Origin of the sequence: Clostridium ihumii AP5, from assembly GCF_000612845.1 — a bacterium.
Taxonomy (GTDB): Bacteria; Bacillota; Clostridia; order Clostridiales; family Clostridiaceae; genus Clostridium_J; species Clostridium_J ihumii.
The window spans coordinates 222,226-245,041 of the sequence record NZ_CCAT010000045.1; the positions used below are offsets into that span (position 1 = coordinate 222,226).

Here is a 22,816-nt window from a genome sequence, read left to right on the forward strand (position 1 = left end):
CTCCCTTGCAAATTTATTTAATTTTCCTATTATTTTTTAATTATATCATATCATCACCTGTAAACCTATTCATTTTTCCAATAGTTATTTTTTATTTATTGGATATTCCTATGAAGTTTTCCTACACCTCAATGTTATAATGAAAATATTAACATAAAAATATTTTTATTATATTTTGTTCTAACTTAGGGGGTAAAACTTATGATAATAGATACTCATTTACATGAAAATAGATATTCCAGTGATAGTTTGATGTCTTTAGAAGAAGCTATCTGTGCAGCAAAGAAAATAGGTTTAGATGGTATCTGTGTAACCGACCATGAAAGCAATGGTTTAAGAAGAGATTTAGGTTCTTCTTTTACAATGGATGGAATTCTAGTTATAGTTGGCGCAGAAATACTAACTTATGAAGGAGATATATTGGTTTTTGGATTAGAAGAACTTCCAAAAGAAAAACTTCATGCCAAAGAACTTTTAGAAATAGTAAAAAGAGAAAATGGTGTTGCAATTTGCGCTCATCCATATAGAAATAATAATAGAGGTCTCGGTGATAATATTAAAACACTTCATAATCTTTTAGATGGAGTTGAAACTTTTAATGGAAGTACAATGCCACATGCTAATCTTTATGCTTATTCAATTGCTACTGAATTTAATTTAGGTTGCTTTGGTGCTGGAGACTCACATATAACTGAAAAAGTTGGATGTTTTGCCACTGAATTTAAAGAAAACATAAAAAATGAAGCTGACTTTATAAAAGCAGTTAAAGAAAAAAATTATTGTCCTGTTATAAGAAAAGGCTGTTCTTTTGAAAGAATTAACATATTTGATACATTAAAATAAATCTACATAAATAGGGCTACATAATATTTGTAGCTTTATTTTTTTTATTCCAAAATTCTTTACATCCTTTACCTATATGTTATAATTAATTTTGTCTTTAAGAGTGTTTCCTTGGTACCCACTATTAAAAAACAAGGGGTTGATATATATGTCAATAGAACGTTATAGTATTATTGATCGTAAAAACCCCCGTGAAATCGTCCTATTAAAATCTAGGCGATGTCAATGGGGGCATTGTTCTTTTTGTGATTATATTGATGATAATTCAGAAGATATGAATGATATAATTGCTACAAATCAATTAGTATTAAAACATGTAATTGGAAACTTTAAAAGTCTTGAAGTTATAAATTCAGGAAGTTGCTTTGAGTTACCAATGGAAACTCTTAAAGACATAAAAAAAGTTGTTGTTGAAAAAGGAATTCAACATCTTTACTTTGAGAGTCATTACATGTATCGTGAACGGTTAAATGAAATGAGAGATTTTTTTCAAATTCCTATTACTTTTAAGTGTGGAATTGAAACCTTTGATGATCATTTCAGAAACAAAGTCTTAAAAAAAGGTGTCATATTTAGTAATCCAGAAGAAGTTGCAAGTTACTTTCCTTCCATTTGCCTTATGGTTGGTATAAAGGGTCAAACAAAAGAAATGATTAAAAATGATATGGAAATACTTCAAAAATATTTTCAGCGTGGATGTATTAATGTTTATATTAATAATTCTACAGATATTAAAGCTGATCCTACTTTAATTAAATGGTTTAAAAATGAATATGGACATCTTGAAAATAATCCTTCAATAGAAATTTTATGGAACAACACTGATTTTGGTGTAGGTGGAGAAAAACATGAAGAATAAAACAAACTTTCTTGTAAGAACATCTATGGTAGCTGCATTATATGTTGTTGTTACATTTGCTTTTTACTTTTTAAGTTATCAAGCAATTCAATTTAGGATTTCTGAGGTTATGGTATTGCTTGCATTTATAGATCCACTTTATATTCCTGGACTAATAATTGGATGCTTTATGTCAAATATGCTTGGACCTTTTGGAATTATAGATGCACTTTTTGGCTCAACTGCATCATTATTAGGATTATTAATGATTGTAAAAACTAAAAAGCTTCTAGGAGACAACTTAAAAAGTTTATTTATCGCCAGTCTTTGGCCATCTTTTTTTAGTTTTATAGTTGCTTTTGAAATTACAGTAGTTTTTGGTGCACAAGAATCTTTTTGGTTTTGGACCTTTATGGTTGCCATTGGAGAATTTGTTGTTATAACACTTGTTGGTGTACCTTTATTAAATTTAATTAATAAAAATAGAAATTTAATAGAAATATTAAAATTTAGAAAATAAAATTACACGTACCTTCATTCATTTGGAATAAAGGTACGTTATTTCTAATTTAAAAATTTTCTTATTACAACATTTTTGCATTTATTATCTTGTGAAGTCCAAAAATTTATACTTAATTCTTTCTCTTCAATTATTTTCTTAAATTGTTCTTTTGATATTTTTGAATATGTTATTTTTATTTTTTGTATGTTTCCATTAGGCGAATATTTGAATTCTTTTTCCTCTAGAAAAAATTGAGCATCTTTTTCTAATTCATATATTCCATCAATATTTCTATTTATATAATCATCCCTAAAAAATCTTTTTTCTATATCAACTTTGAAAGAATTATCATAAACCTCTAAGCATAAACCCTCTACATCACTGTTACTTATATCTAATCCATTTAATATTTCCTTATTAACAAACTTAATTTGTGATGGTAGCATATTAGGTTGATACAAATACAAAGCTACAACTCCACATATACCAAAAATACTTAAAAAACACACTGTGCTTATCCTCATATTTAATTTCTTATCAACTTTTTTAAGAAATTTAAAATAAATTAATGTCCCTATAAATCCACCTAATGTATTTAATATTAAATCATCAATATCACTTAATCCAATTCCAAAAATATATTGAATTATTTCAAAGCTTAAACTTACAAAAAAACATATAATCACAGATTTCTTCATATCAACTTTTTTAAATAATGAAGGAATTAATATTCCCATTGGAATAAATAATGCGAAATTACCAAGTATATTTTTAAAAATTACATCTAAATTTTCATTTTCTAAATATACATCTTTAATAAGTCCAAATGGTTTAAGATTTAAACTTCTAAGACCTGTTATAAAACCACTTTTAAAAACTATAATCTTTAATACTGCTAATATATATACAATAGTTATTAGACCTAAAATAATATTAATCATTTTACTCATTAAATTCGTTTTTCTTGCTTTGTTTTTCATAATTGTCCCCCTCTTAATAATTGCGTTTCTTGGAATAATATTATTCTCAAATATCAATACACACCTCAACTTTTCTATTCATAAAAATTCAAATTCCTATACAATAAAAAAGCACTTTGAACTTTGATACTATTATAATATCAAGATTCAAAATGCCTTTTATTCTTTATTTAAAACTATTTACTTATCATTTTATTACTAAAATCATACGATTTTCTTACGATCCTGGAATTAATATCTCAAATTTTATTTTATTATCTGCACTATTTGCTTTTATTGTTCCATTATGAAGTTCAATTATTTTTTTTGCTATTGCAAGCCCTAATCCAGAGCCACCCTTTTTAGATTCTCTAGAGCTATCTAACCTATAAAACTGTTCAAAAATACGTTCTAATTTTTCTACTGGTATAGTATTACCTTCATTTGTAAAACACATGTATATTTTGTTTTTATATCTTTTGGCTTCGATTTCAACTATAGCATTATCAAAACTGTAATTAATAGCATTCCTTATTAAATTGTCAAAAACTCTCTCCATTTTATTTACGTCACATTGGATTTTAAGATCTGATTCAATATTTAATTTGCATTCAATATTCTTTTCTTTAAATAATGGTTTAAACTCATATGAAATTTGTTCAATCATTCTCGTTAAGTTAACTTCTTGCCTCTCTAAAATTAACCTACTTAAATTAAATCTTGTAATTTCAAAAAATTCATTAATTAATTCTTCTAACCTTTCCGCCTTATCTAAAGAAATGGCTAAATACTTTTCTCTTAATTCTTTTGATATTTCTTTTTCATCATTTAAAAGTGTTAAATATCCTATAACAGAAGTAAGAGGCGTCTTTAAATCATGTGCTAAATAGAATATTAAATCATTTTTTCTTTGTTCTTCCTCTTTTGCTAATTGCATGTTTTTAATTGCTATTTGCTTTACACTATTCATTTGTTCTTCTACATCTTTTAGTTCCAACGGTAATTCTACTTTTTCATCATCATTTTTTATAAGTTTCTTACTTTCTTCTATAATAATATCTGTATACCTTAAAGCTTTTTTCCAATATGAAATAATAATTATTAAAATTTCAACAAACCAAATAACTATTAATATAAATGGAAATACATACTTGATTATACCACCCAAAATATATATAGGCTCGTCCCCTTTAAAAGTAAACATATGACATATAATATAAGCAATTGCTAAGAAAATAAAAAATATCACTGTAGTGATTGATATTGTAATAAATATTTTAGATAATACTGTATTTCTTAAACTCTTATCTATAGGTTTCCTCTCATTACTCAATAGTATAACCAACTCCCCATACTGTTTTTATAAATTTAGGCTTTCTTGATGGCTCATTCATTTTTTCACGCAATCTAGCAATATGAGCCATAACAGTATTATTGTTATCTAAATATTTTTCTTTCCAAACAGACTCAAAAAGTTCTTCTGATGAAACTACTTTACTTCTGTTTTCACATAAATACCACAAAATCGAAAACTCTATTGGTGTTAATAATATTTCTTTTCCATATAAAATGCATTTATGTGTTTCATTATTAATTAATAATCCATTAAAATCATATTCATTTAAATTATTTTCTTCTTCTACCTTATTATATCTTGTATATCTTCTTAATTGACTTTTTACCCTAGCTGAAAGTTCTAATGGATTAAATGGTTTAGTTATGTAATCATCAGCACCTAATGTTAATCCTTTTATCTTATCAATATCTTCAATTTTAGCTGTTAACATAATTATTGGGAAAAAATATTTTTCTCTAATTTTTTGACATATCTTAAATCCATCAATATCTGGAAGCATAACATCTAATATAGCAAGATCAAAATCAACTTTTTCTATACATTCAATTGCTTCTTTTCCAGTATAAAATTTATATACATTAAAATTTTCATTTTTTAAATAAACCTCTACTAAATCTGCAATCTCCTTTTCATCATCCACTAATAAAATATTCAAATTTATAAAATCCCCTTTCAATCTATAAATTTTCTAATTTGTAAATTTCATAATAATAATTCAATTATACAAAAATAATACTTTTTTATCTATATATGGTAATAAACTTTTATTGGGAGAGTGACATAATGAATTTTTCCTTATCATAAAATATTTTGAGGGGGGATATTTGTTATGAGTTTAAAATATTACCATATTCTTGGTGCTATTTTCACAATAGTTTTAGGTACACTTTTGCATTTTACTTATCAGTGGTCTGGTAAAAACAATTTAGTTGCAATATTTAGTGCTGTTAATGAAAGTACTTTTGAACACTTAAAGTTGCTTTTTACGCCTATGCTTATTTTCAGCATTTTTGAATATTTTTTATATGGAAAAAACATTGTGAATTTTGTTCCAGTAAAGTTGCTTTCTATTTTGTTAGGTATATTTGTAATAATCACTTCATTTTATACCTATGTAGGCATTATCGGAAATCATTTTCTTATAGCTGATATTGGTACTTTCATATTAGGTGTACTTGTTGCTTATTATTTTAGCTTTCATTTTCTACAAACAAACTGCTTCTACTCATTAATTTCTATACGCCTTGGTTGGATAGGTATTATCATATTAACTTATTGTTTTTTTATATTTACTTTTTATCCACCTCATATTGGATTATTTCTTGATCCTGTATCTAAAACCTATGGAAAATAATAAAAAAATAAATAGCCATATTTAAGTTAATGGCTATTATTTTTATATATTAATTTTCTTTATTTTTTAAAAGTATAACATCAAAAAATGATACACCAATAGCTAATCCAAGAGCTATTGAAAAATTTTTCACTAAATTTATGTCAGAAGGTGTAAATATTTTATCTAAAATATAATTAAAAATACCTACTAATAAAAATATCATAATAAATCTTGTTAATCTTTTTACTATATTTTTGTCTTTGCTTTTTTTAAAATTTACAACAATTATTATAATGGTATATAAAATTATAAAGAAAGTAAAAAAAACATATATCATTCCTAATGTTAAACCCATCTTGCCACTAAAATCTTTATAAACCATAAATAGCATAATTATAGTTAAAATTAAAAATGTAGAATATAAAAATCTTGTACATTTCACTAATTTATTTTTCTCCACTATTCACACCCATTTCTTACATCACTCAAAATTAAAATATTATCTTTATAAATTAATAATCCTAACTTTGGATTTTATTTTTCCATAGCCAAATTAATTCTTTATTGTTTAAATAATTTTTCAACCTCATGTTCTGTTAAAGCTCTATATTTACCTTTTTCCAATGTTTCATCTAAAATTAAATTTCCAATAGCAACTCTTTTTAAATATATAACATAGCAACCTACAGCTTTTAGCATACGTTTTACTTGATGTTTTCTTCCTTCAGAAATTGTAAGATGCCCTGATATAACAGGTTGCTTGTATCTATCAGTTTTAGCTTTATAAAAATCTCTAATATTTATTTCTTCAAATTCTTCAAATTCACCATGTTTTATAATTTCTAACTTTGCAGGCTTAGTAATTTTTTCACCTTGTCCAATATAAAGTCCATTTTCTATTTTATTTACATCTTCTTCACTTAAAGATCCTAATGCTATAAAAAAATATTTTTTTTCAACATGTTTTTCAGGACACATCAAGTGATGCTCAAACTCACCATCATTAGTAAATAAAAGTAATCCCTCTGTATCCTTATCTAATCTTCCAACATGAAATATCCCATCCATATCAGTATCTTCAAAAAAGTCTAAAACTGTCTTTGTATTTATATCTTTTCTTGCTGTTATACATCCTTGTGGTTTATGAAACATATAATATACTTTTCCTTTATATTCAATGACATTATTATTATATTTTATACTATCTACCTTTTCATTAATATTTAATGAAGGTTCTCTAGTAACTTTGCCATTAACTTTCACTAATCCCTTTTTAATGTACTCTCTAACATTTTTACGTGTTCCAACTGATGCTTCTGCTAAAAATTTATCTAATCTCATGTTTCCTCACTCTTATCTTTTGTAAAATAAATTTGTAATTCATCTACAGTTTTTTATATCTTAGTATGACTTTATCTTTACTTTCTTCTAAAAATATTTCTAAATAAGCTAACTCTTCAAAGCAAAATTTTTCTATTTGTTCTTCACTAAACTCTCTTTGATAATAATCGTGTGTGTACCTATTTCTAAGTTTAACTGCAACTATTAAATATGCTTTAAGATTTTCGTCAAAAAAACCCATAAGTGAAGCTTGTTCAATAAGTTTTATTGATGTAGTTGAACTTGTCAATTTTCCTTCATTTATAACTATATAGCTTTCACACATATCTATTACATATTCGGTAAAGTCTTGAAAAAATGCAAACATTGCCCTTCTTATTATTCTGCTATTATTTTTTTTATATTCTTTTATAGTATCTTTTAAATCTCCTAAGTTATCATAAGCACATTTATATTTTTCCAAAAATTTTTCTTTTTTATATTTATAATAAGGACTCATCTATAATACCTCCAAAATAGAAATATTGTTCATCTATCTTTAAAGTCTTTTCAAACTCTCTATTATTCCTAGCAAATTTTAATACATAATGTTGGAAATCATACCATTTTTCTTCGTTCACTATATATTTTATATCACTATCAACTGCCATTCTTGCATATTTATTTGCAAAATCATTAAATATAATAAACGTTAAATGAATATTATCATATTTATAATATTCTTTGCTCAATTCTTCTATTTTATCTTCTATATTTAAAGTATCATCAAAACTAACATTAGGATACAATACAATGGCTAAATCTATGTCACTCCTGTTTTCAACCCAATACTTAGTTCTATAACTTCCAAATTCACAAACACTTATTATGGTATTAAGTTTTTTTAATTCATATATATATTGTGTTTTATTCAAAACTTATCCTCCTTTTCATATTTAAAATTTCCATTCAATAATATTATATCCTATTAACTTAATCATTTAAACAATATGGCTTTTTTGAATTTATTGTTCTTTTTTAATGGTTTATTTCATCTATCAAAATTAAAATATAATTTATAAAAAAATAGATATACTTCTCATTTAATAAAAGTACATCTATTTCTCATATTATTTAATATTGCATCCTGCATTTTCAATACAGTTTTTAATTTCTTCTGGTGTTGCTGGATTATTATAAATAACTTCAACACTTCCTCTTGCCATATCGACACATACATTATTTACACCATCGATTTTTTCTAACGCATTTTTTATTTGTGTTTTCACTTCTTGATTTCCAATTCCTTCAACCATATAATGTTCTCTATCCATTATCACATTCTCCTTACTTATAAAGTTTTCAAACGTAGTATGTGCAAAATATAACATGGGTATTCTTAATTAGTTTTTTCAAGATATTCTTCTAAGGTTATTCTATTTTTGGTTATATACTCTGCAGCCTCTTTTCCAACATACCTAAAATGCCATGGTTCATAATCAATTCCTGTTATTTTTTCTTTTTCCTTTGGATATCTAAGAATGAATCCATATTTATAACAGTTTTCTCTAAGCCATTTATTTTCTTCCGTATTTTCTTGTTTTTCATCTAAATTTAAATAACTACTAGATGTTATATCAAGTGCTAATCCTGTTTCATGTTCACTATAGCCTGCTGGCATAACCAATTTTGTTGCTTCTTTACATGCCTGTTCATAAGTCATGCCTTTATTAATATTTTCATTTATAGTTTCATCTAATATGTTTTGTTGTGATTCACTACTTCTATATCCAGATGCCACCCAAAAACTTAATCCTTTATTACTACCCTCTGTTAACATATCACTTAAATCATCGTATATAAAATCTGCAACAGAATTTCTTTTATTATTTAATGATTTTAAATTGACAATATATCCTTCAGGAATTTTTTTATTTTTATTAACCAAAACTAATTTTTTAAATTCATTTGTAGAAGTTGTTGCAACTGTTGGATCGTCTTGAATTACTTTTATATTCTCAACATTTTTTTGATTTATAGAGCACTTTTTATCTTTGTAATACTCTTTCTCATAACCATAACTCATTATAAATATTAAACATAAAACTAAAACCATTATATAAGACATATTATTTTTTATTTCTTTTCTCATAATATCCCTCCCTGTTTTAAGTTGATAAATTATATGTTATTTATTATAATTACTATCTTTATTATTGACTTCCATTATTTTTTTATAACTATTTTAAATTAATAATTTTCTTCTTTAAAAAAACAAAAACAAGAATACCTATTATTCTTTTTGGCACTCTTGTTTTGTTATATAATTTAATTCTATACAATTATTGTAAAATCCTTCTAATTTTTTTAAAATATTTTATATTTTACTGAAATTTAAACAATATGCTGATTATTAAATTTATCTTTTAAATTATATTTAATAATTTTTTTTACTATTTTTATCTTGATACATTTTATAATCAGCTTCATCTATTGTTAACTTAATATCTTTATTAAAATCTTTATATATCGAATATCCTTTAGATATACTTATCTTTATTATTTCTTCATAATTGTACTTTTCTATTTTTTCATCTAACACTTTAAATTTTTCTTTTATATAGACTTCACTTGCATTGTTTACTATTACTGCAAATTCATCTCCACCAATTCTTGATATTGTACTTTGTTCATAAAATACTTCTTTTAAAATATTTGCAGCTGCTATTATAAGTTCATCTCCAATTAAATGTCCATATTCATCATTAGTATTTTTAAGTCCATCTAAATCAAGTATTATTATAGTAACCATATTGGTACCATTTTTGTTTAATCGTCTCATTTCCTTTGTAAAGTAAGTTTTATTTGTAACTCCTGTTATAATATCATTGTAACTTAAATATTGAAGTTTGCTCTCTAACTCTTTTCTATCTTGAATACATCTACTTATACCTTGAAATGAAATAAGCCTACCATCTTTGTCATATTCGGGTATAGAAAAATCTTCTAAAAACATATACTTTCCTTTTTTATTTATATACCTTAATTCCAATGCTCTTCTGTATTTGCTAACATTATTTATTTTGTCTTGTAATTTTTTTGCATCGTCTGGATGTATAAGTTTAAAAAGAATATTTGCATCTTCATAATGTTGTTCTTTAGTTACACCTAATAATTTTTCAACAGCATCATTTATATATGTAAACTTTAATTTGGGATATACTTCTACTCTGTATATTATGTCATATGATTTGTCTGCTAAATATTTTAACACAGTATATTCATGTTCAATGTTCTTATACTCTGTAATATCAAATAAAATTAAATATGCACCTATTAAAATGTTTGAATCATCATATATCTTAGTTACTTTAACACTAAAATATTTCTTTTCTGAATTTTTATCTTTCAAAACTAATTCTTTTAAGTCATATTCTTCTTGTATATTTATGCTTTTTTCAATAATAAAGTCATTTATACTTTTTCCTATAACATCTTCCTTTTTAAACTTTAGATTTTCATAAAAATTATCACTAACCTCACATATAACATTATCTAAGTCTAAATACATAAAAATCTCTCTACTATATCTCCTATATGTTTTTTCTGAAAGCATTAATATTTTCCCCCTCATATTTTATACCATTTTACATAAAAGTATTTTATTAAAAATTTATATATTTTTTGTTTTTTATAATTTGATTATAACATAATGAATAAAACTCAAAATACAATTTTTTGAATTTTATTAAAAAAGATCATTAAAAAAGATGACTTTTGGTTTTTCCAAAAGCCATCTCTATATTTAAAACATTTTCTATTTAATTTGATCTATTATTTTAGCTCTAAAACCAATAGGACCCTCACCTTCATATTTCATTTGTCCATTAAGATTCTGTCCATTATTATTGGAATTAAATTTTAGTTCAATAACTCTTTGAGTTTCTCTTCCACCAATTATCATATCTCCACTACGATGCCATGGTGCTGAAGATCCTCCCCATTGGTTATATACTTCATAATTATTAGCTACAATATTAACAGCTCTAAAACCTATTGGACCTTCTCCTTTATAAGTCATAGTTCCTTCAAGTGTACATCCACCATCTGTTGATTTTATATCCATAGCTACAACATTTTGATTAGTTCTTCCACTTAACACCCAAGTTCCACCATAATGCCATGGTGCTGAAGATCCACCCCATTGATTTTCAACTTCATAAGAAGGAATAAAAATTCCTACAAATCCTATAGTTTTTTCACAACTATAATTCATAACTCCCACTAAAACTCTTCCATCATCACTAGCAGTAACTTTTAATCTAGTACATCTTTGCTTACATCTTCCTCCAATTACCCATATACCTTCATCATGCCAAGTTCCTGAAGATCCACCCCAACGAACTTTTACATTATACATATTTCCATATTCTTGCTCTGCAAATAATTCTATTGGACCTTCACCATTGTAAGTTACAGTTCCTCTAAGAGTTCTACCACAATCTCTTGATCTAATATCAATTTCAACTAAATATTGATCTTCTCTACTACCTAATAACCATGTTGATCCTGGAATCCATGATGGACATGGTCCACCTTGATAATTTTGAACTTGATAAGCAGCCATACTTATCCCTCCTATTTATAATCAACTTTGGTTTATTAGAAATTTAGCCAATATAATTTTCTATATACTTTAATATATGAAGGTATAATTTGATTTGTGTCAAAACTTAAAAGGATAAAAGATTCAGCTAAAACATCACTAAGTGTTAAATCTAATTGATATTTTTTTAATCTATTTTAGATACAATACTACTTGCTATTTATGAAAATAAAAGTGTAATTTTTAAATTCATCTGTAATCTTAAAATATTAATAATAATAATTTAAAATATTCTTCTAGTTTTAATTTTCATATTCAGTATTTACTTTTTATACTAAAGTATAAACTAACCCATATTAATGTTCCTATAGTAGCACCTACACCTTCCATATCAAATATTGCTCCAACTGCAACGCCTAGGGGTATTGAAAAAATTATATAGTCTTTTTTCGGATATTTTTTCTTTATCACAAATGACCTCCTAATATATTTTATTTTTAAATTATATATACAAAAAAGTTTCCAACATATTGAATCAAATATTGGAAACTTTTTTGTAGTATTAAATTTTAAATATTACTCATTCATCTTCAAGTAGTGAACACCTAATTTTTAATATTTTACTTAATATATTTTTTATATCAGTAATTAATTATATTATATAGTTTTTCAAATTATTTTCTTGTCAGATATTAATTTAATATTGTAAAATTTATATTAACTTAAATGTATATTTTTTAAAGTTATTCTGTATGTTTAATGCTTTTTAGTTAAATTTATAATTTAATTTAAAAGTATATTTTATTTAGTATATATTCCTTTATTTTTCAAATCCATGAAGCCAATCAGATTTTAAGTAGTAAATTAAGAAAATTAAAGAACTTAAAAACCATGTTAATGGATATGCCCAAAATACTACTTTTATGCTAGGTATATAATGTGTAGCTACTGTTACATATATTACCCTTATAACGCACCAACAACATAACATTACAATCATTGGAACAATTGATTTTCCTGCCCCTCTTAAAATTCCTGCTAAACAATGAGAAAATGCTAAAAGAAAATAGAATAATGCAATTGTTCTTGCTTGAGATGTTCCATATTTAATAACTTCTGCTTCTCCATTAAAAAGTGCAATAAGTTTTGGTGCTGTAAAAAAGAAAACTATTCCTACTATTTCTGCAAGCATAAGTGAAATAAAAATGCCAAAGTATGTTCCCTTTTTAGCACGTTCATATTGCTTAGCACCAAGATTTTGACTAATAAATGTTGTCATAGAGAAAGCAAAACTTGTTATTGGAATAAATGCAAATCCCTCAATTTTAGAGTAAGCTCCACAACCAGCTACTGCTATAGCTCCAAATGCATTTATATTAGATTGAACAACAATGTTAGCAAGTGCAATAACTGAATTTTGTATACCTGCTGGTATTCCCATATGAAGAATTTGTTTAAGCATTGTTATATTTAATCGTATTTTATTTAAACTTACTTTGTATATATCTTTTGTTTTAGTAAGATGATAAAATGCTAATACAACACTTACACCTTGTGCTATAACAGTTGCTATTGCAGCTCCTGCAATTCCCATTTTAAACCCTGCTACAAAAAGTAAATCTAGCACAACATTCACAACAGATGAAACCATAAGATAATATAAAGGATGCTTACTATCACCTACAGCTTGAAAAATACCACTTGCAGTATTATACATTACAACGGTTAAAATACCACCAAAATAAATTCTCACATACAATACTGCTTTTGGAAATACACTATCTGGAGTGCCCATAAGCCTTAATATCTGTGGTGAAAGTAATGTTCCTAAAAAAGTTAATATAATTCCTGCTATAATTCCAAACGCAATAGATGTATGAATTGCTGTTTGAACATTCTCTTTTTCACCTGCCCCAAAATATTTTGAAATAACCACTCCAGCTCCCATAAAAATTCCACCAAATAGTCCTACTAATAAAAATATAAGAGAACCAGTAGAACTTATTGCAGCCAAGGCATCTCTACCTACAAAATTACCAATTACCAATGAATCAACAACATTGTATAGTTGTTGAAATAAATTACCCCAAAAAATCGGCAATGCAAATCTAAAAATCTTTTTGCATATTGATCCGTTGGTCATTAACACTGTATTCGATTCCATATAATCTGTCACCCACTCTCAAATCGTTATTATTAACTAGATAATATTCTAAATTTCATAATAAATAAAATTATACCACATATACCATTTTCTTTCTTTAAATTTATGCCAGTTATATTGTTAATATTAAAATTATTATTTTAAATTAAACAAAAGATTTCTATTTTAATTAGAAAAACTATTAAATTATAATATAATAAAATATTTTTTAGGATAATTTAATTCTTAATACTACCTAAATTATAATTTTAAAATATATTTTTACATAATTTTGTTTTTATTTACATAATAATTGTTTTTTGTAACATTGTTAAATTTTATTCATATATTATAGATGTAACTAATTATAAGGAGTTGCCTTTATTATGTTAATTCTATCTGCATTATTATTTAGTATATCTTCAAATCTAGATAATTTAGTTATTGGAATAGCTTATGGAATTAAAAAAATAAATATAGGAATATTGCCAAATTGCATTATAGCTTTTATAACCTCTTTAGGTACACTTATATCTATGCTATTTGGTTCTTATATAGCAAAGTTTTTACCTACATCTATATCTAATAGTTTAGGTGCTTTAATAATAATTGCTTTAGGTATATATTTTATAATTACTAGTCTTTTAAAATTCAAAAACAAGACTAGCTCAAAAGAACTAGCTTTAAAAGATGTTAATGATATGGTTCAATATGCTGAGTCATCTGATTTAGATAAGTCTGGGGATATTAGCATAAAAGAATCTTTTCTTGTAGCCTTAGGTTTAACATTTAATAATTTAGGTACTGGTGTGGCTGCAAGTATAACAGGTGTTAGCATTAAATTTACTGTAATTTCTACATTTGTATTAAGCATTATTATAATACTGTTAGGTGAATCTATAGGTAATCGTGTTTTAGGTAAAATTTTGGGTAAGTATGCTCCACTATTTTCAGGTGTATTATTAATAATACTTGGTATTTTAGAACTACTTAATTAAAATAATAAAAATAGGATGAAGATACTAACTACATCTCCTTCCTATTTTATATGATTTATATGTAAAATATTTCTTAAACTATACATATATTAATTTCAAAGGAGTTCTAAACATAAAATTCAATATTTAGAACTCCTTTTTACTTATAGTTTGAAACTATAAAATTATACTTATTTGTCAGCTTCATATCTTTTTCTATGAGAAATCATTATATCATTTAATATTTCTCCAGTACTTGGTGGAGTATATGTAATAGCATTTGCACCTGCAAGTATTGTTTCTTTTATACTTTCATCAGTTGGTCCACCAGTTGCTATTATAGGGAATTCTGGGTATTTCTCTCTTATTTTTCTTACAATTTTAGCTGTATTTTTAGCTCCTGATACATTTAAAATTGTTGCTCCTGCTTCTATTCTTCCATCTATATCATCAAGTTCAGAAACTACAGTAACTATTATTGGTAAATCTATTGTATCTCTCATTTCTCTAACAACTTCATTTGATATAGATGAATTCATTACAACACCCATTGCACCTTTGAATTCAGCATCCAATGCTAAGTTTACAACCCTTTTCCCTGTAGTTATAGCTCCACCTACACCACAAAATACAGGAATATCAGATGCTAACAACAATGCTTCTGTTATTATTGGTTGTGGAGTAAAAGGATATACTGCTATAACTGCATCTGCATTAGTATTTTTTATTATAGCTACATCAGTAGAAAACACTAATGACTTAATCCTTTTTCCAAAAATAATAATTCCACTAGCATCACGTATTACTCTTGGTAATTCAATCATATGACTTCTTAATAAACCTTTAAACTCTGGTACATATTTTGCCAAAATAATTCCCCCTTTTCCTTTTAAAATTATGTTTATATATATAATATACCTTTGTTTAAAATATTTAAATATAAATTCAAAAAAACTTCAAACATTCAATATAAATTTTTAATGTTAGAAGTGTAAATTTAACTAATCTAAATAGCATTTTTCAAATTCATCTAGACTTTTATAAAGCTTAACATCCATATCAATCTTTTTATAATTTTTTGCATATTCTTTCATAGAATCGTCAAATGCTTTTGCTGATGAAAGTAAATTGCTAGGTGAAATATTTTCCATAAGTTCTATTTTATCAATATTATAATTATCATACATTTCATTGTAAAATCCTCCCCAACTTTCTTCACTATCATTCCACATATCCGCCACAGCTTGTGCATATTCTAAGTTATACTCTAAAAAGTCTAAATTTATCATAAATGTACCTCTCATTTTTAAATATACTAAATCATAAAAAAAGCCTTGATTGCTCAAGACTTCAAATTATCTACTTTCTCATTGCATAAAAAACACTTTAATATTAAGGAATAGTACTTCTTTAATAAATTCTCTACTTAATTAATATACCCTTTTTTCTATTTTATAAAACCTAATAAACTTTGCCCAAATTCCTACTTAAAGATTTCTACATTATTAATATCTTTTTTCTTTTTATGAAATTTTTTTATGAAATTGGTGTTATAAAATATATATTCTATGCCTTTATAAACACCTTCCACTAAAACTAACCCAGCTAGTAAATCCATAATTATATGTTGTTTGACAAATTGAGTTGAAATTATAATTAACCATCCAATTATATTAAACCTAATTTTATATTTTATAGGCATGTTTTTAAGTTTATTTATTCCTTTTAAAACTGAAAAAGTTGCTACTACATGAATACTAGGAAAACAATTATATGGATTATCCTTGCTATAAATAAACCTAACAAAACTGCACAAAAAATCATCATGAATTATTACTGGTCTTGGCACATAGGTTTGAAAAAACATGTAAATTATAAGACAAATAAAATTTCCTATATTTAAAGCCAAAAGTGAAATAAAATATCTTTCTTCATCACAATAACAAATTATTATAAGTAAAATTACCAAATTCGGCATATACATCATATATGGAATGATAAATACATTTATAAATGGAACTAAGCTATCTAATTCTGTATATAGTGAATGTAATTTTTGATTTGGAGCATTATTTATTAAAAAATATCCTATACTAGTTAAAACTATAGAAAATATCCACAAATATGGTTTTATACTTTTCACATTATATTTTTCTAGTAACCACTTCATAAAAACCACCTTTTATACTAAATTATTCTATAATTCATATTATATTGCTTAAAAGCTTTAAATAGATACATATTTTATAATTTACTGCAAAATTATTTTTATTTCTAAACATAGTACTGTGCCTGTGCCATATACATACTTTCATACTGGCTTCCTACAACCCCTACTAGTTCCTTATGAGTTCCATATTGAATAATTTCACCTTTATGAAATACTGCAATTTTATCACAGAATTTACAACTTGATAATCTATGTGAAATATATATAACAGTTTTTCCTCCAATTAATTCATTAAATTTACTGTATATATCTGCTTCTGCAATAGGATCTAATGCTGCTGTAGGTTCATCTAAAATAACTATTGGTGAATTTTTAAATATTGCTCTTGAAATAGCTAGTTTTTGAGATTGTCCTCCTGAAAACTCTATGCCACCTTCTTCAAAAGTCTTATATATATGAGTATTTATTCCACTAGGCAATTTCAATATATCTTTTTCTAACCCTACATTTTTAAGTACTTTTTCAATTTCTTCATCTTTTGAAAATTCACAATTATCAAGAGCCACATTTTCCTTAATACTAAATGCCATCAATTTAAAATCTTGAAATACTACAGCTAATAATTTCATGTACTCTTCATAATTATACTCGTTAATATTTACACCATTTAATAAAATTTCCCCCTGTGTAGGTTCATAAAGTCTTGTAAGTAATTTTATAAATGTGGTTTTCCCTGCTCCATTTAGTCCTACTACTGATAATTTTTCTCCATTTTTAATAACTATTGATATATTTCTTAATATATAATCATCACTTCTTGGATACTTAAATGATACATTTTTAAATTCTATATTAAATTCTTTTATATCTTCAATTTTCTTATGACCACTATTATTAATAGATTTAATTTGCTCAAACTCAATATATGTTTCTAATAACTTACACATTTGTCTTAATGATATAAAATTAGTACTAAACTCTAATACAGTATTACTAAAATTCACAGCCGAAGCTACATACATTGTAAATGACCCTATTCCTATAGACTTTACAAATACTTTATAAGTCATATATGCATAAATAATTAACATTTGCACTTGAAGATTTATCTTGCTAAGTCCATTATACTTCCATATAGTTTTAAACACCTTACCAAATTCATATAATGAAGCTTCATTATATTCTTTATATTTTTCCATAATTAAAGGACTTATATCATATAATCTTATATCCTTAGCCATAGAAAAATCTTTAATTATACTATCAAAATACTCTGATGTTCTATTTAAAGGAATTAATACTTTGTACAAACCTAGCTCAACTTTTTGAGATTTTTTATATATAAAAGAATTTAAACCAATTATACAAAGTATGATTAAAATAATATATAAGTCTAAAGTTGAAATTACTACTACAAGACTTATAATTGTTATAATATTTGTTATTACTTTCACTGTTTCACTTATTATTCTCTCTATAGCATATTGAGTATTAATAGGATATAGGGCTTTTTCCTTTAAATTTAAAACTTCTGGATCTTCTATTTTTTCAAAGTCCATATTCATTATTTTTTTTCCTATTAATAAATTAATTTCATCTAATATTTCTTTATTTTTTATATAAATTATGGTATCTAACCACTTATCAAACAAACTCAATAAAAAGTTTCCAATTATAATTGTAATTACTAACGTAATAAATACTTCCATTCTTCTTTGATTTATTAATTCATCTATAATAAATTTAGGAATTATTATGTTAACAAGTGGAGTTAGTGATTTTAATGTTGATGATAAAATCAACATTGGTATATATGACTTTGAAATTCCATGAATTAATCCCAGGAAATATATAACAGTACTAAAATCCTTATTTATTTCTAACTCATTTTTCTTTTTCATGTTATGCACCCTCCTCTTCTAAGTTTTCTTCCTTATAATAGGATGCTTGTACATTAAACATTTCTGCATATTTTCCATTTTTATTTAAAAGTTCATCATGTGTTCCATATTCTTTTATTTCTCCATTCTCGAAAAAAGCTATAACATCACAAAACCTTGTACTCGCTAACCTATGCGATATGAAAAAAGCTGTTTTATTACCTATCATACTATTAAAGTTTATATATATATTATATTCTGCAATAGGATCTAATGCTGCTGTCGGTTCATCTAAAATTACAATATGTCCATCTTTATATAATCCTCTAGCAAGAGCCAATTTCTGATTTTCTCCCCCAGACAATTCTATTCCATTAGAATCAAATATTTTAAGTAATGATGTATCTATTCCCCTTTCTAATGAATTAATCTTTTCTCCTATTCCAGCCATTTCAATACTATTTAAAACTTTTTTTCTATCTATACAGTCTTTATCTTTAAATGCTATATTTTCAGCTATAGAAAAAGCAAACATTTTTATTTCTTGAAACACTACTGAAAATAATTTATAATATTCATTTCTATCAAAATTTGCTATATTCACTCCATTTATTAGTATTTCACCTTCTAGAGGTTCATAAAGTCTAGTTAATAGCTTAACAAATGTAGTTTTACCTGCACCATTAACTCCTACCATAGCTAATTTTTGACCCTTCTCTATTTTTAAAGAAAGGTTTTTAAAGATATATCTATCACTATTAGGATATTTAAATGATACGTTTTTAAACTCTATTTCATAAGTATCATCTTTAGGAATATTTAAATAATCTAATTCTTCCTTTTTTAAATCCTTTTCAATAAAATCTCTAAAATCATTTATATATAAATTCTGTGCATTTATATGTGCTATATCATTTAATATTTTTTGCATCCATCCTGCAAAACTTGCTATTGTTGCAAAATACATAGTAAAATTTCCTATACTCATATTTCCATATAATACCTTGTAAATTAAATATGCATATACTATTCCTTCCCTAATCAATAAAAGAAAAACTTCAACTATCGCTACTTTAAAATATTTATATTTAATATCTTTTTCAATTTTAACTTGATCTTTCTTAAATTTATAAAATTTATTAGCTATCCATTGACTTAAATTGAAAACCCGTATATCCTTTCCATAAGTAAAATTACACATAATATCATAAATATATTTACTTTTTCTATTTAACTCTGAAACATCGTCTTTTCTTTTATATTCATATTTTTTTACTTTAGTAGTTAAATAGTAAACAATCCATACATTAATTATTAAATATAATATAATCCATGGACTTAATGTGGCCACAATAGTTACGTATCCTAAAAATGCAATTCCTAGTCCAAATAATCCAAAAAGCTTACGAATCACACTTTCAATGCCAAAAGCAGCTCCTGCTACAGCTTTTCCTGCTGTTTCTATATCGTTTAAAATTTTAGGATTTTCAGTGTATTTAAAATCCATAGTCATACACTTTTCATTTATAAGGTTGGTGAATTTAAATGTTATGTCCATTAATCTTGGTGAATATGATCCTTCTAAATATGAATTCAAGTAGTTTAATACTGATGATATAATAAAATAGTTTAATATTATTATGATTAATCTTTGTGCTCTATTCTCCCCCATTAATTCATCAATTAAAAATTTTGGAGCAAATATGTTTATAAATGGAATCAACGCTGTTACTATAGTAAATAAACCAAAATAATACAACAACTTCTTGTCCCATTTCAAGGTCTTCCTAATTAGAAATTTAACATTACTGATAAGTCCACGCCTATCATTGTTTTCATTCATAATTCCACCCCTTTTCAGTTTTAGAAACATTCTAAATATTACCACAATATCTTCGAATACTCAACCTTTTTTACCAATTTATTGATATTAAAACTACATTAAAATTTAAAAATATTTCTTAACTTACTATGTGAACCTAAAGACTGTCTGAAAATAACTTTCCTCTTAAATTTATCTATAAATTGTCGTATATCCTTAACTTTCTCAAATATAAAATGTAATATTTGAGAATATTTCTTTATTTCACTTAAAAATCAGCTAGAGTAAAAACCCCAGCTGATTCAATATTTACTTTATTGTGATTTTATTTAATTAAGTTTTACAAGCACAATTCTATAATCACAAATCTTTTGAAATTGATTTTTTTCAGCTACTCTAACTGATGGAGTGTTTTCCTTCCAAGAATCCCAATACGGAACTATATTTAAATCTACACATTTTTTTAAAAATTCATTTGCAATTATAGTTGCTACACCTTTTCCTTCGCATTCTTCAATAGTTTCAACACCTATTCCACAATAATTTTTACTTACATATTCTGACGTACACCAACTAATTATATTTTCATCCATTATTGCACAATAACCAAAACCATTATTAGAAAAGTTGTCTACTGAGCCCCACATTCCCTCTACTTCATCTATAAGACAGTTATGATTTCCTAACGAATCCTTCTTTAATATATCATTGTCTATACTCTTAATTATTAAATCATCATTTTTCTTTATTATTGGAACAGAGTTCAGTTCTTGTTTAAATAAAAATCTATCTACTACTTTATGTTTAAATCCCTTTAACTCTTCTAATAATTCATTTTCCCAGACTTCTGGATAATAATTAATTTTGACTAACCCTACTTCTTTTCTTCTACTATCATTTAAATAGTTCTCCTTAAAGAAAGTTATTGCCTCTTTATATTTATTCTTATCTCCTACCTCTCCACCAAAGTAAACACAATTTCCTTCATATATTAAAAATATTGATATATTCTCAATATCATCAACAATTATTTGTGCTGGTGTATTGCCTTCAATAATAGAATCAAATAAAAAACTATGTATATCTGATTTGTATACCTCAAGCAATTTATCCTTATTTATTTTTAATTCTTTCATATCTACATATTATTAAAAGAAATATATTTAAGCCATAATAGCCTTAATCATCTCTCCACTTGTTATAGCTTTTTATTTGTATACCATTTATTAAACTTTCACCATTTATAATAATCCTATTAACTCTTAATAATTAGAATTCACACAATATAATTCTATGATTGGCTATAAAGCCTGATTTTTCTAAAGTTTTTTTAGATATAATATTTTTTACATCACAACAAACCATTGGAATTAAATTTTTGCTATAGCAATGTTCTTTTAACTTAACATTAATATAGGTTCCTATTCCATTTCCACGATATTTTTCAACCACATGCATACCTATATCACCATATTTTTCTCCATGTTCTTTAATTATTCTAAATTCTCCAATTCCAAGTAAGTTATCATTATCATATAATACAAATAACTGCTCATTATCTATTAATTTCTCATAATATCCCTTAAATGCCGGATCACATTTATTTTTTATTTCATCTATATCTTGCCCTTGAGCTAATCTAAAAGATAGCTTTGAAAAACTATTTAATTCATATCTTACTTTTTCATTATCTGTAAAAAGATATGAATCTACAGTTATATTTTTTTGATAGTCAAGACATAAGGACATAAATTCTGGTTCTTTTGTAGAAACCCCCGCCTTTTCTACTATATCACTTGTAATAATATATTTAAAAATTTCTTCTTCATTCATGTAGTATTCTTTAGAAACATAAAACTGTACTAATGTTTTACATGAATTTACACAAAAGTGCCCTGCAACTTTACCATTGTACAAGACTTCATAACATTTTGAACTAGCCACTTCTACATTCTGCCAAAAACCATCTATTGGAGTTTTTAAGCTCTCAATATACTTACTTTTTAGTCTATTTGCTTCTTGCTCGACTTTAACTTCTACAATTTCAATCATTCTATCTATCT

The 22,816-nt window shown here is 25.2% G+C and carries 25 protein-coding genes; 5 read left to right on the plus strand and 20 right to left on the minus strand.

Annotation, left to right across the window (positions count from 1 at the left end):
• Positions 1-201: 201 nt before the first annotated feature.
• The 3 genes from BN346_RS08895 (at position 202) to BN346_RS08905 (ending at position 2,201) form a co-directional block, all read left to right on the plus strand.
• Complete coding sequence (locus BN346_RS08895) at positions 202-843, plus strand: PHP domain-containing protein (RefSeq protein ID WP_040327974.1); 642 nt, start codon at positions 202-204, stop codon at positions 841-843.
• A gap of 154 nt (positions 844-997) precedes the next feature.
• The gene (locus BN346_RS08900; RefSeq protein WP_040328064.1) at positions 998-1,702 is read left to right on the plus strand and encodes a radical SAM protein; all 705 of its coding nucleotides are present in this window, start codon (positions 998-1,000) and stop codon (positions 1,700-1,702) included.
• Positions 1,692-2,201: a QueT transporter family protein gene (locus BN346_RS08905; RefSeq protein ID WP_040327975.1), complete on the plus strand. Its 510-nt coding sequence runs from the start codon at positions 1,692-1,694 to the stop codon at positions 2,199-2,201. The genes BN346_RS08900 and BN346_RS08905 overlap by 11 nt, the downstream gene beginning before the upstream one ends.
• Positions 2,202-2,245: 44 nt before the next feature.
• Here BN346_RS08905 and BN346_RS20505 read toward each other — a convergent pair whose 3' ends face one another.
• The 3 genes from BN346_RS20505 to vanR form a co-directional block, all read right to left on the minus strand.
• Positions 2,246-3,163, minus strand: coding sequence for a VanZ family protein (locus BN346_RS20505; protein ID WP_051540218.1), 918 nt, complete (start codon positions 3,161-3,163; stop codon positions 2,246-2,248).
• A gap of 217 nt (positions 3,164-3,380) precedes the next feature.
• Positions 3,381-4,475, minus strand: a complete 1,095-nt coding sequence (locus tag BN346_RS22320; protein ID WP_423219651.1) for a sensor histidine kinase — start codon at positions 4,473-4,475, stop codon at positions 3,381-3,383.
• Complete coding sequence (gene vanR / locus BN346_RS08920) at positions 4,468-5,160, minus strand: VanR-ABDEGLN family response regulator transcription factor (protein ID WP_040328069.1); 693 nt, start codon at positions 5,158-5,160, stop codon at positions 4,468-4,470. The genes BN346_RS22320 and vanR overlap by 8 nt, the downstream gene beginning before the upstream one ends.
• Before the next feature lie 168 nt (positions 5,161-5,328).
• On the opposite strand from vanR, the gene BN346_RS08925 reads away from it, so the two are divergent.
• Positions 5,329-5,853 (plus strand): DUF6512 family protein, encoded by a 525-nt coding sequence (locus BN346_RS08925; protein ID WP_051540220.1) that lies wholly within the window; start codon positions 5,329-5,331, stop codon positions 5,851-5,853.
• Positions 5,854-5,902: 49 nt separating this feature from the next.
• Here the strand turns inward: BN346_RS08925 and BN346_RS08930 are convergent, their stop codons facing one another.
• The 10 genes from BN346_RS08930 to BN346_RS08970 form a co-directional block, all read right to left on the minus strand.
• Positions 5,903-6,295: a hypothetical protein gene (locus tag BN346_RS08930; RefSeq protein WP_040327977.1), complete on the minus strand. Its 393-nt coding sequence runs from the start codon at positions 6,293-6,295 to the stop codon at positions 5,903-5,905.
• A 101-nt stretch (positions 6,296-6,396) separates the two neighbouring features.
• The gene (locus BN346_RS08935; RefSeq protein WP_040327979.1) at positions 6,397-7,176 is read right to left on the minus strand and encodes a pseudouridine synthase; all 780 of its coding nucleotides are present in this window, start codon (positions 7,174-7,176) and stop codon (positions 6,397-6,399) included.
• A gap of 43 nt (positions 7,177-7,219) precedes the next feature.
• On the minus strand, positions 7,220-7,675 hold the full coding sequence (locus BN346_RS08940) for a HepT-like ribonuclease domain-containing protein (RefSeq protein ID WP_040327980.1): 456 nt from the start codon (positions 7,673-7,675) through the stop codon (positions 7,220-7,222).
• Positions 7,659-8,090: a nucleotidyltransferase domain-containing protein gene (locus BN346_RS08945; RefSeq protein ID WP_040327981.1), complete on the minus strand. Its 432-nt coding sequence runs from the start codon at positions 8,088-8,090 to the stop codon at positions 7,659-7,661. Before BN346_RS08945 ends, BN346_RS08940 begins: the two co-directional genes overlap by 17 nt.
• A 195-nt stretch (positions 8,091-8,285) precedes the next feature.
• A complete protein-coding gene (locus tag BN346_RS08950; RefSeq protein WP_040327982.1) occupies positions 8,286-8,489 on the minus strand; it encodes a heavy-metal-associated domain-containing protein in 204 nt (67 codons plus the stop codon).
• 65 nt (positions 8,490-8,554) lie between these two features.
• Positions 8,555-9,307, minus strand: coding sequence for a D-Ala-D-Ala carboxypeptidase VanY (locus BN346_RS08955; RefSeq protein WP_040327983.1), 753 nt, complete (start codon positions 9,305-9,307; stop codon positions 8,555-8,557).
• Between the two features lie 285 nt (positions 9,308-9,592).
• Positions 9,593-10,771, minus strand: a complete 1,179-nt coding sequence (locus tag BN346_RS08960) for a sensor domain-containing diguanylate cyclase (RefSeq protein WP_040327984.1) — start codon at positions 10,769-10,771, stop codon at positions 9,593-9,595.
• A 201-nt stretch (positions 10,772-10,972) separates the two neighbouring features.
• Complete coding sequence (locus BN346_RS08965) at positions 10,973-11,782, minus strand: lectin OAA family protein (protein WP_040327985.1); 810 nt, start codon at positions 11,780-11,782, stop codon at positions 10,973-10,975.
• 294 nt (positions 11,783-12,076) lie between these two features.
• Positions 12,077-12,232 (minus strand): hypothetical protein, encoded by a 156-nt coding sequence (locus tag BN346_RS21600; RefSeq protein ID WP_158644469.1) that lies wholly within the window; start codon positions 12,230-12,232, stop codon positions 12,077-12,079.
• A 349-nt stretch (positions 12,233-12,581) separates the two neighbouring features.
• The gene (locus BN346_RS08970) at positions 12,582-13,925 is read right to left on the minus strand and encodes an MATE family efflux transporter (protein WP_040327987.1); all 1,344 of its coding nucleotides are present in this window, start codon (positions 13,923-13,925) and stop codon (positions 12,582-12,584) included.
• 362 nt (positions 13,926-14,287) lie between these two features.
• Here BN346_RS08970 and ytaF point away from each other — a divergent pair, with 362 nt between their 5' ends.
• The gene (gene ytaF / locus BN346_RS08975; RefSeq protein ID WP_040327988.1) at positions 14,288-14,902 is read left to right on the plus strand and encodes a sporulation membrane protein YtaF; all 615 of its coding nucleotides are present in this window, start codon (positions 14,288-14,290) and stop codon (positions 14,900-14,902) included.
• 170 nt (positions 14,903-15,072) lie between these two features.
• Here the strand turns inward: ytaF and BN346_RS08980 are convergent, their stop codons facing one another.
• The 7 genes from BN346_RS08980 to BN346_RS09010 all read right to left on the minus strand — a co-directional run bounded on the left by BN346_RS08980 (position 15,073) and on the right by BN346_RS09010 (position 22,805).
• The gene (locus tag BN346_RS08980) at positions 15,073-15,705 is read right to left on the minus strand and encodes a beta/alpha barrel domain-containing protein (protein ID WP_242838415.1); all 633 of its coding nucleotides are present in this window, start codon (positions 15,703-15,705) and stop codon (positions 15,073-15,075) included.
• A 177-nt stretch (positions 15,706-15,882) separates the two neighbouring features.
• Complete coding sequence (locus BN346_RS08985) at positions 15,883-16,170, minus strand: hypothetical protein (RefSeq protein ID WP_040327992.1); 288 nt, start codon at positions 16,168-16,170, stop codon at positions 15,883-15,885.
• Between the two features lie 194 nt (positions 16,171-16,364).
• Positions 16,365-17,051: a phosphatase PAP2 family protein gene (locus tag BN346_RS08990; RefSeq protein ID WP_051540222.1), complete on the minus strand. Its 687-nt coding sequence runs from the start codon at positions 17,049-17,051 to the stop codon at positions 16,365-16,367.
• Positions 17,052-17,155: 104 nt separating this feature from the next.
• Complete coding sequence (locus BN346_RS08995) at positions 17,156-18,952, minus strand: ABC transporter ATP-binding protein (protein WP_040327994.1); 1,797 nt, start codon at positions 18,950-18,952, stop codon at positions 17,156-17,158.
• A 1-nt stretch (position 18,953) separates the two neighbouring features.
• Positions 18,954-20,774: an ABC transporter ATP-binding protein gene (locus BN346_RS09000; protein ID WP_040327995.1), complete on the minus strand. Its 1,821-nt coding sequence runs from the start codon at positions 20,772-20,774 to the stop codon at positions 18,954-18,956.
• Positions 20,775-21,082: 308 nt separating this feature from the next.
• Positions 21,083-21,889 (minus strand): GNAT family N-acetyltransferase, encoded by an 807-nt coding sequence (locus tag BN346_RS09005; protein WP_040327996.1) that lies wholly within the window; start codon positions 21,887-21,889, stop codon positions 21,083-21,085.
• A 133-nt stretch (positions 21,890-22,022) separates the two neighbouring features.
• A complete protein-coding gene (locus BN346_RS09010) occupies positions 22,023-22,805 on the minus strand; it encodes a GNAT family N-acetyltransferase (protein WP_040327998.1) in 783 nt (260 codons plus the stop codon).
• Positions 22,806-22,816 lie beyond the last annotated feature (11 nt).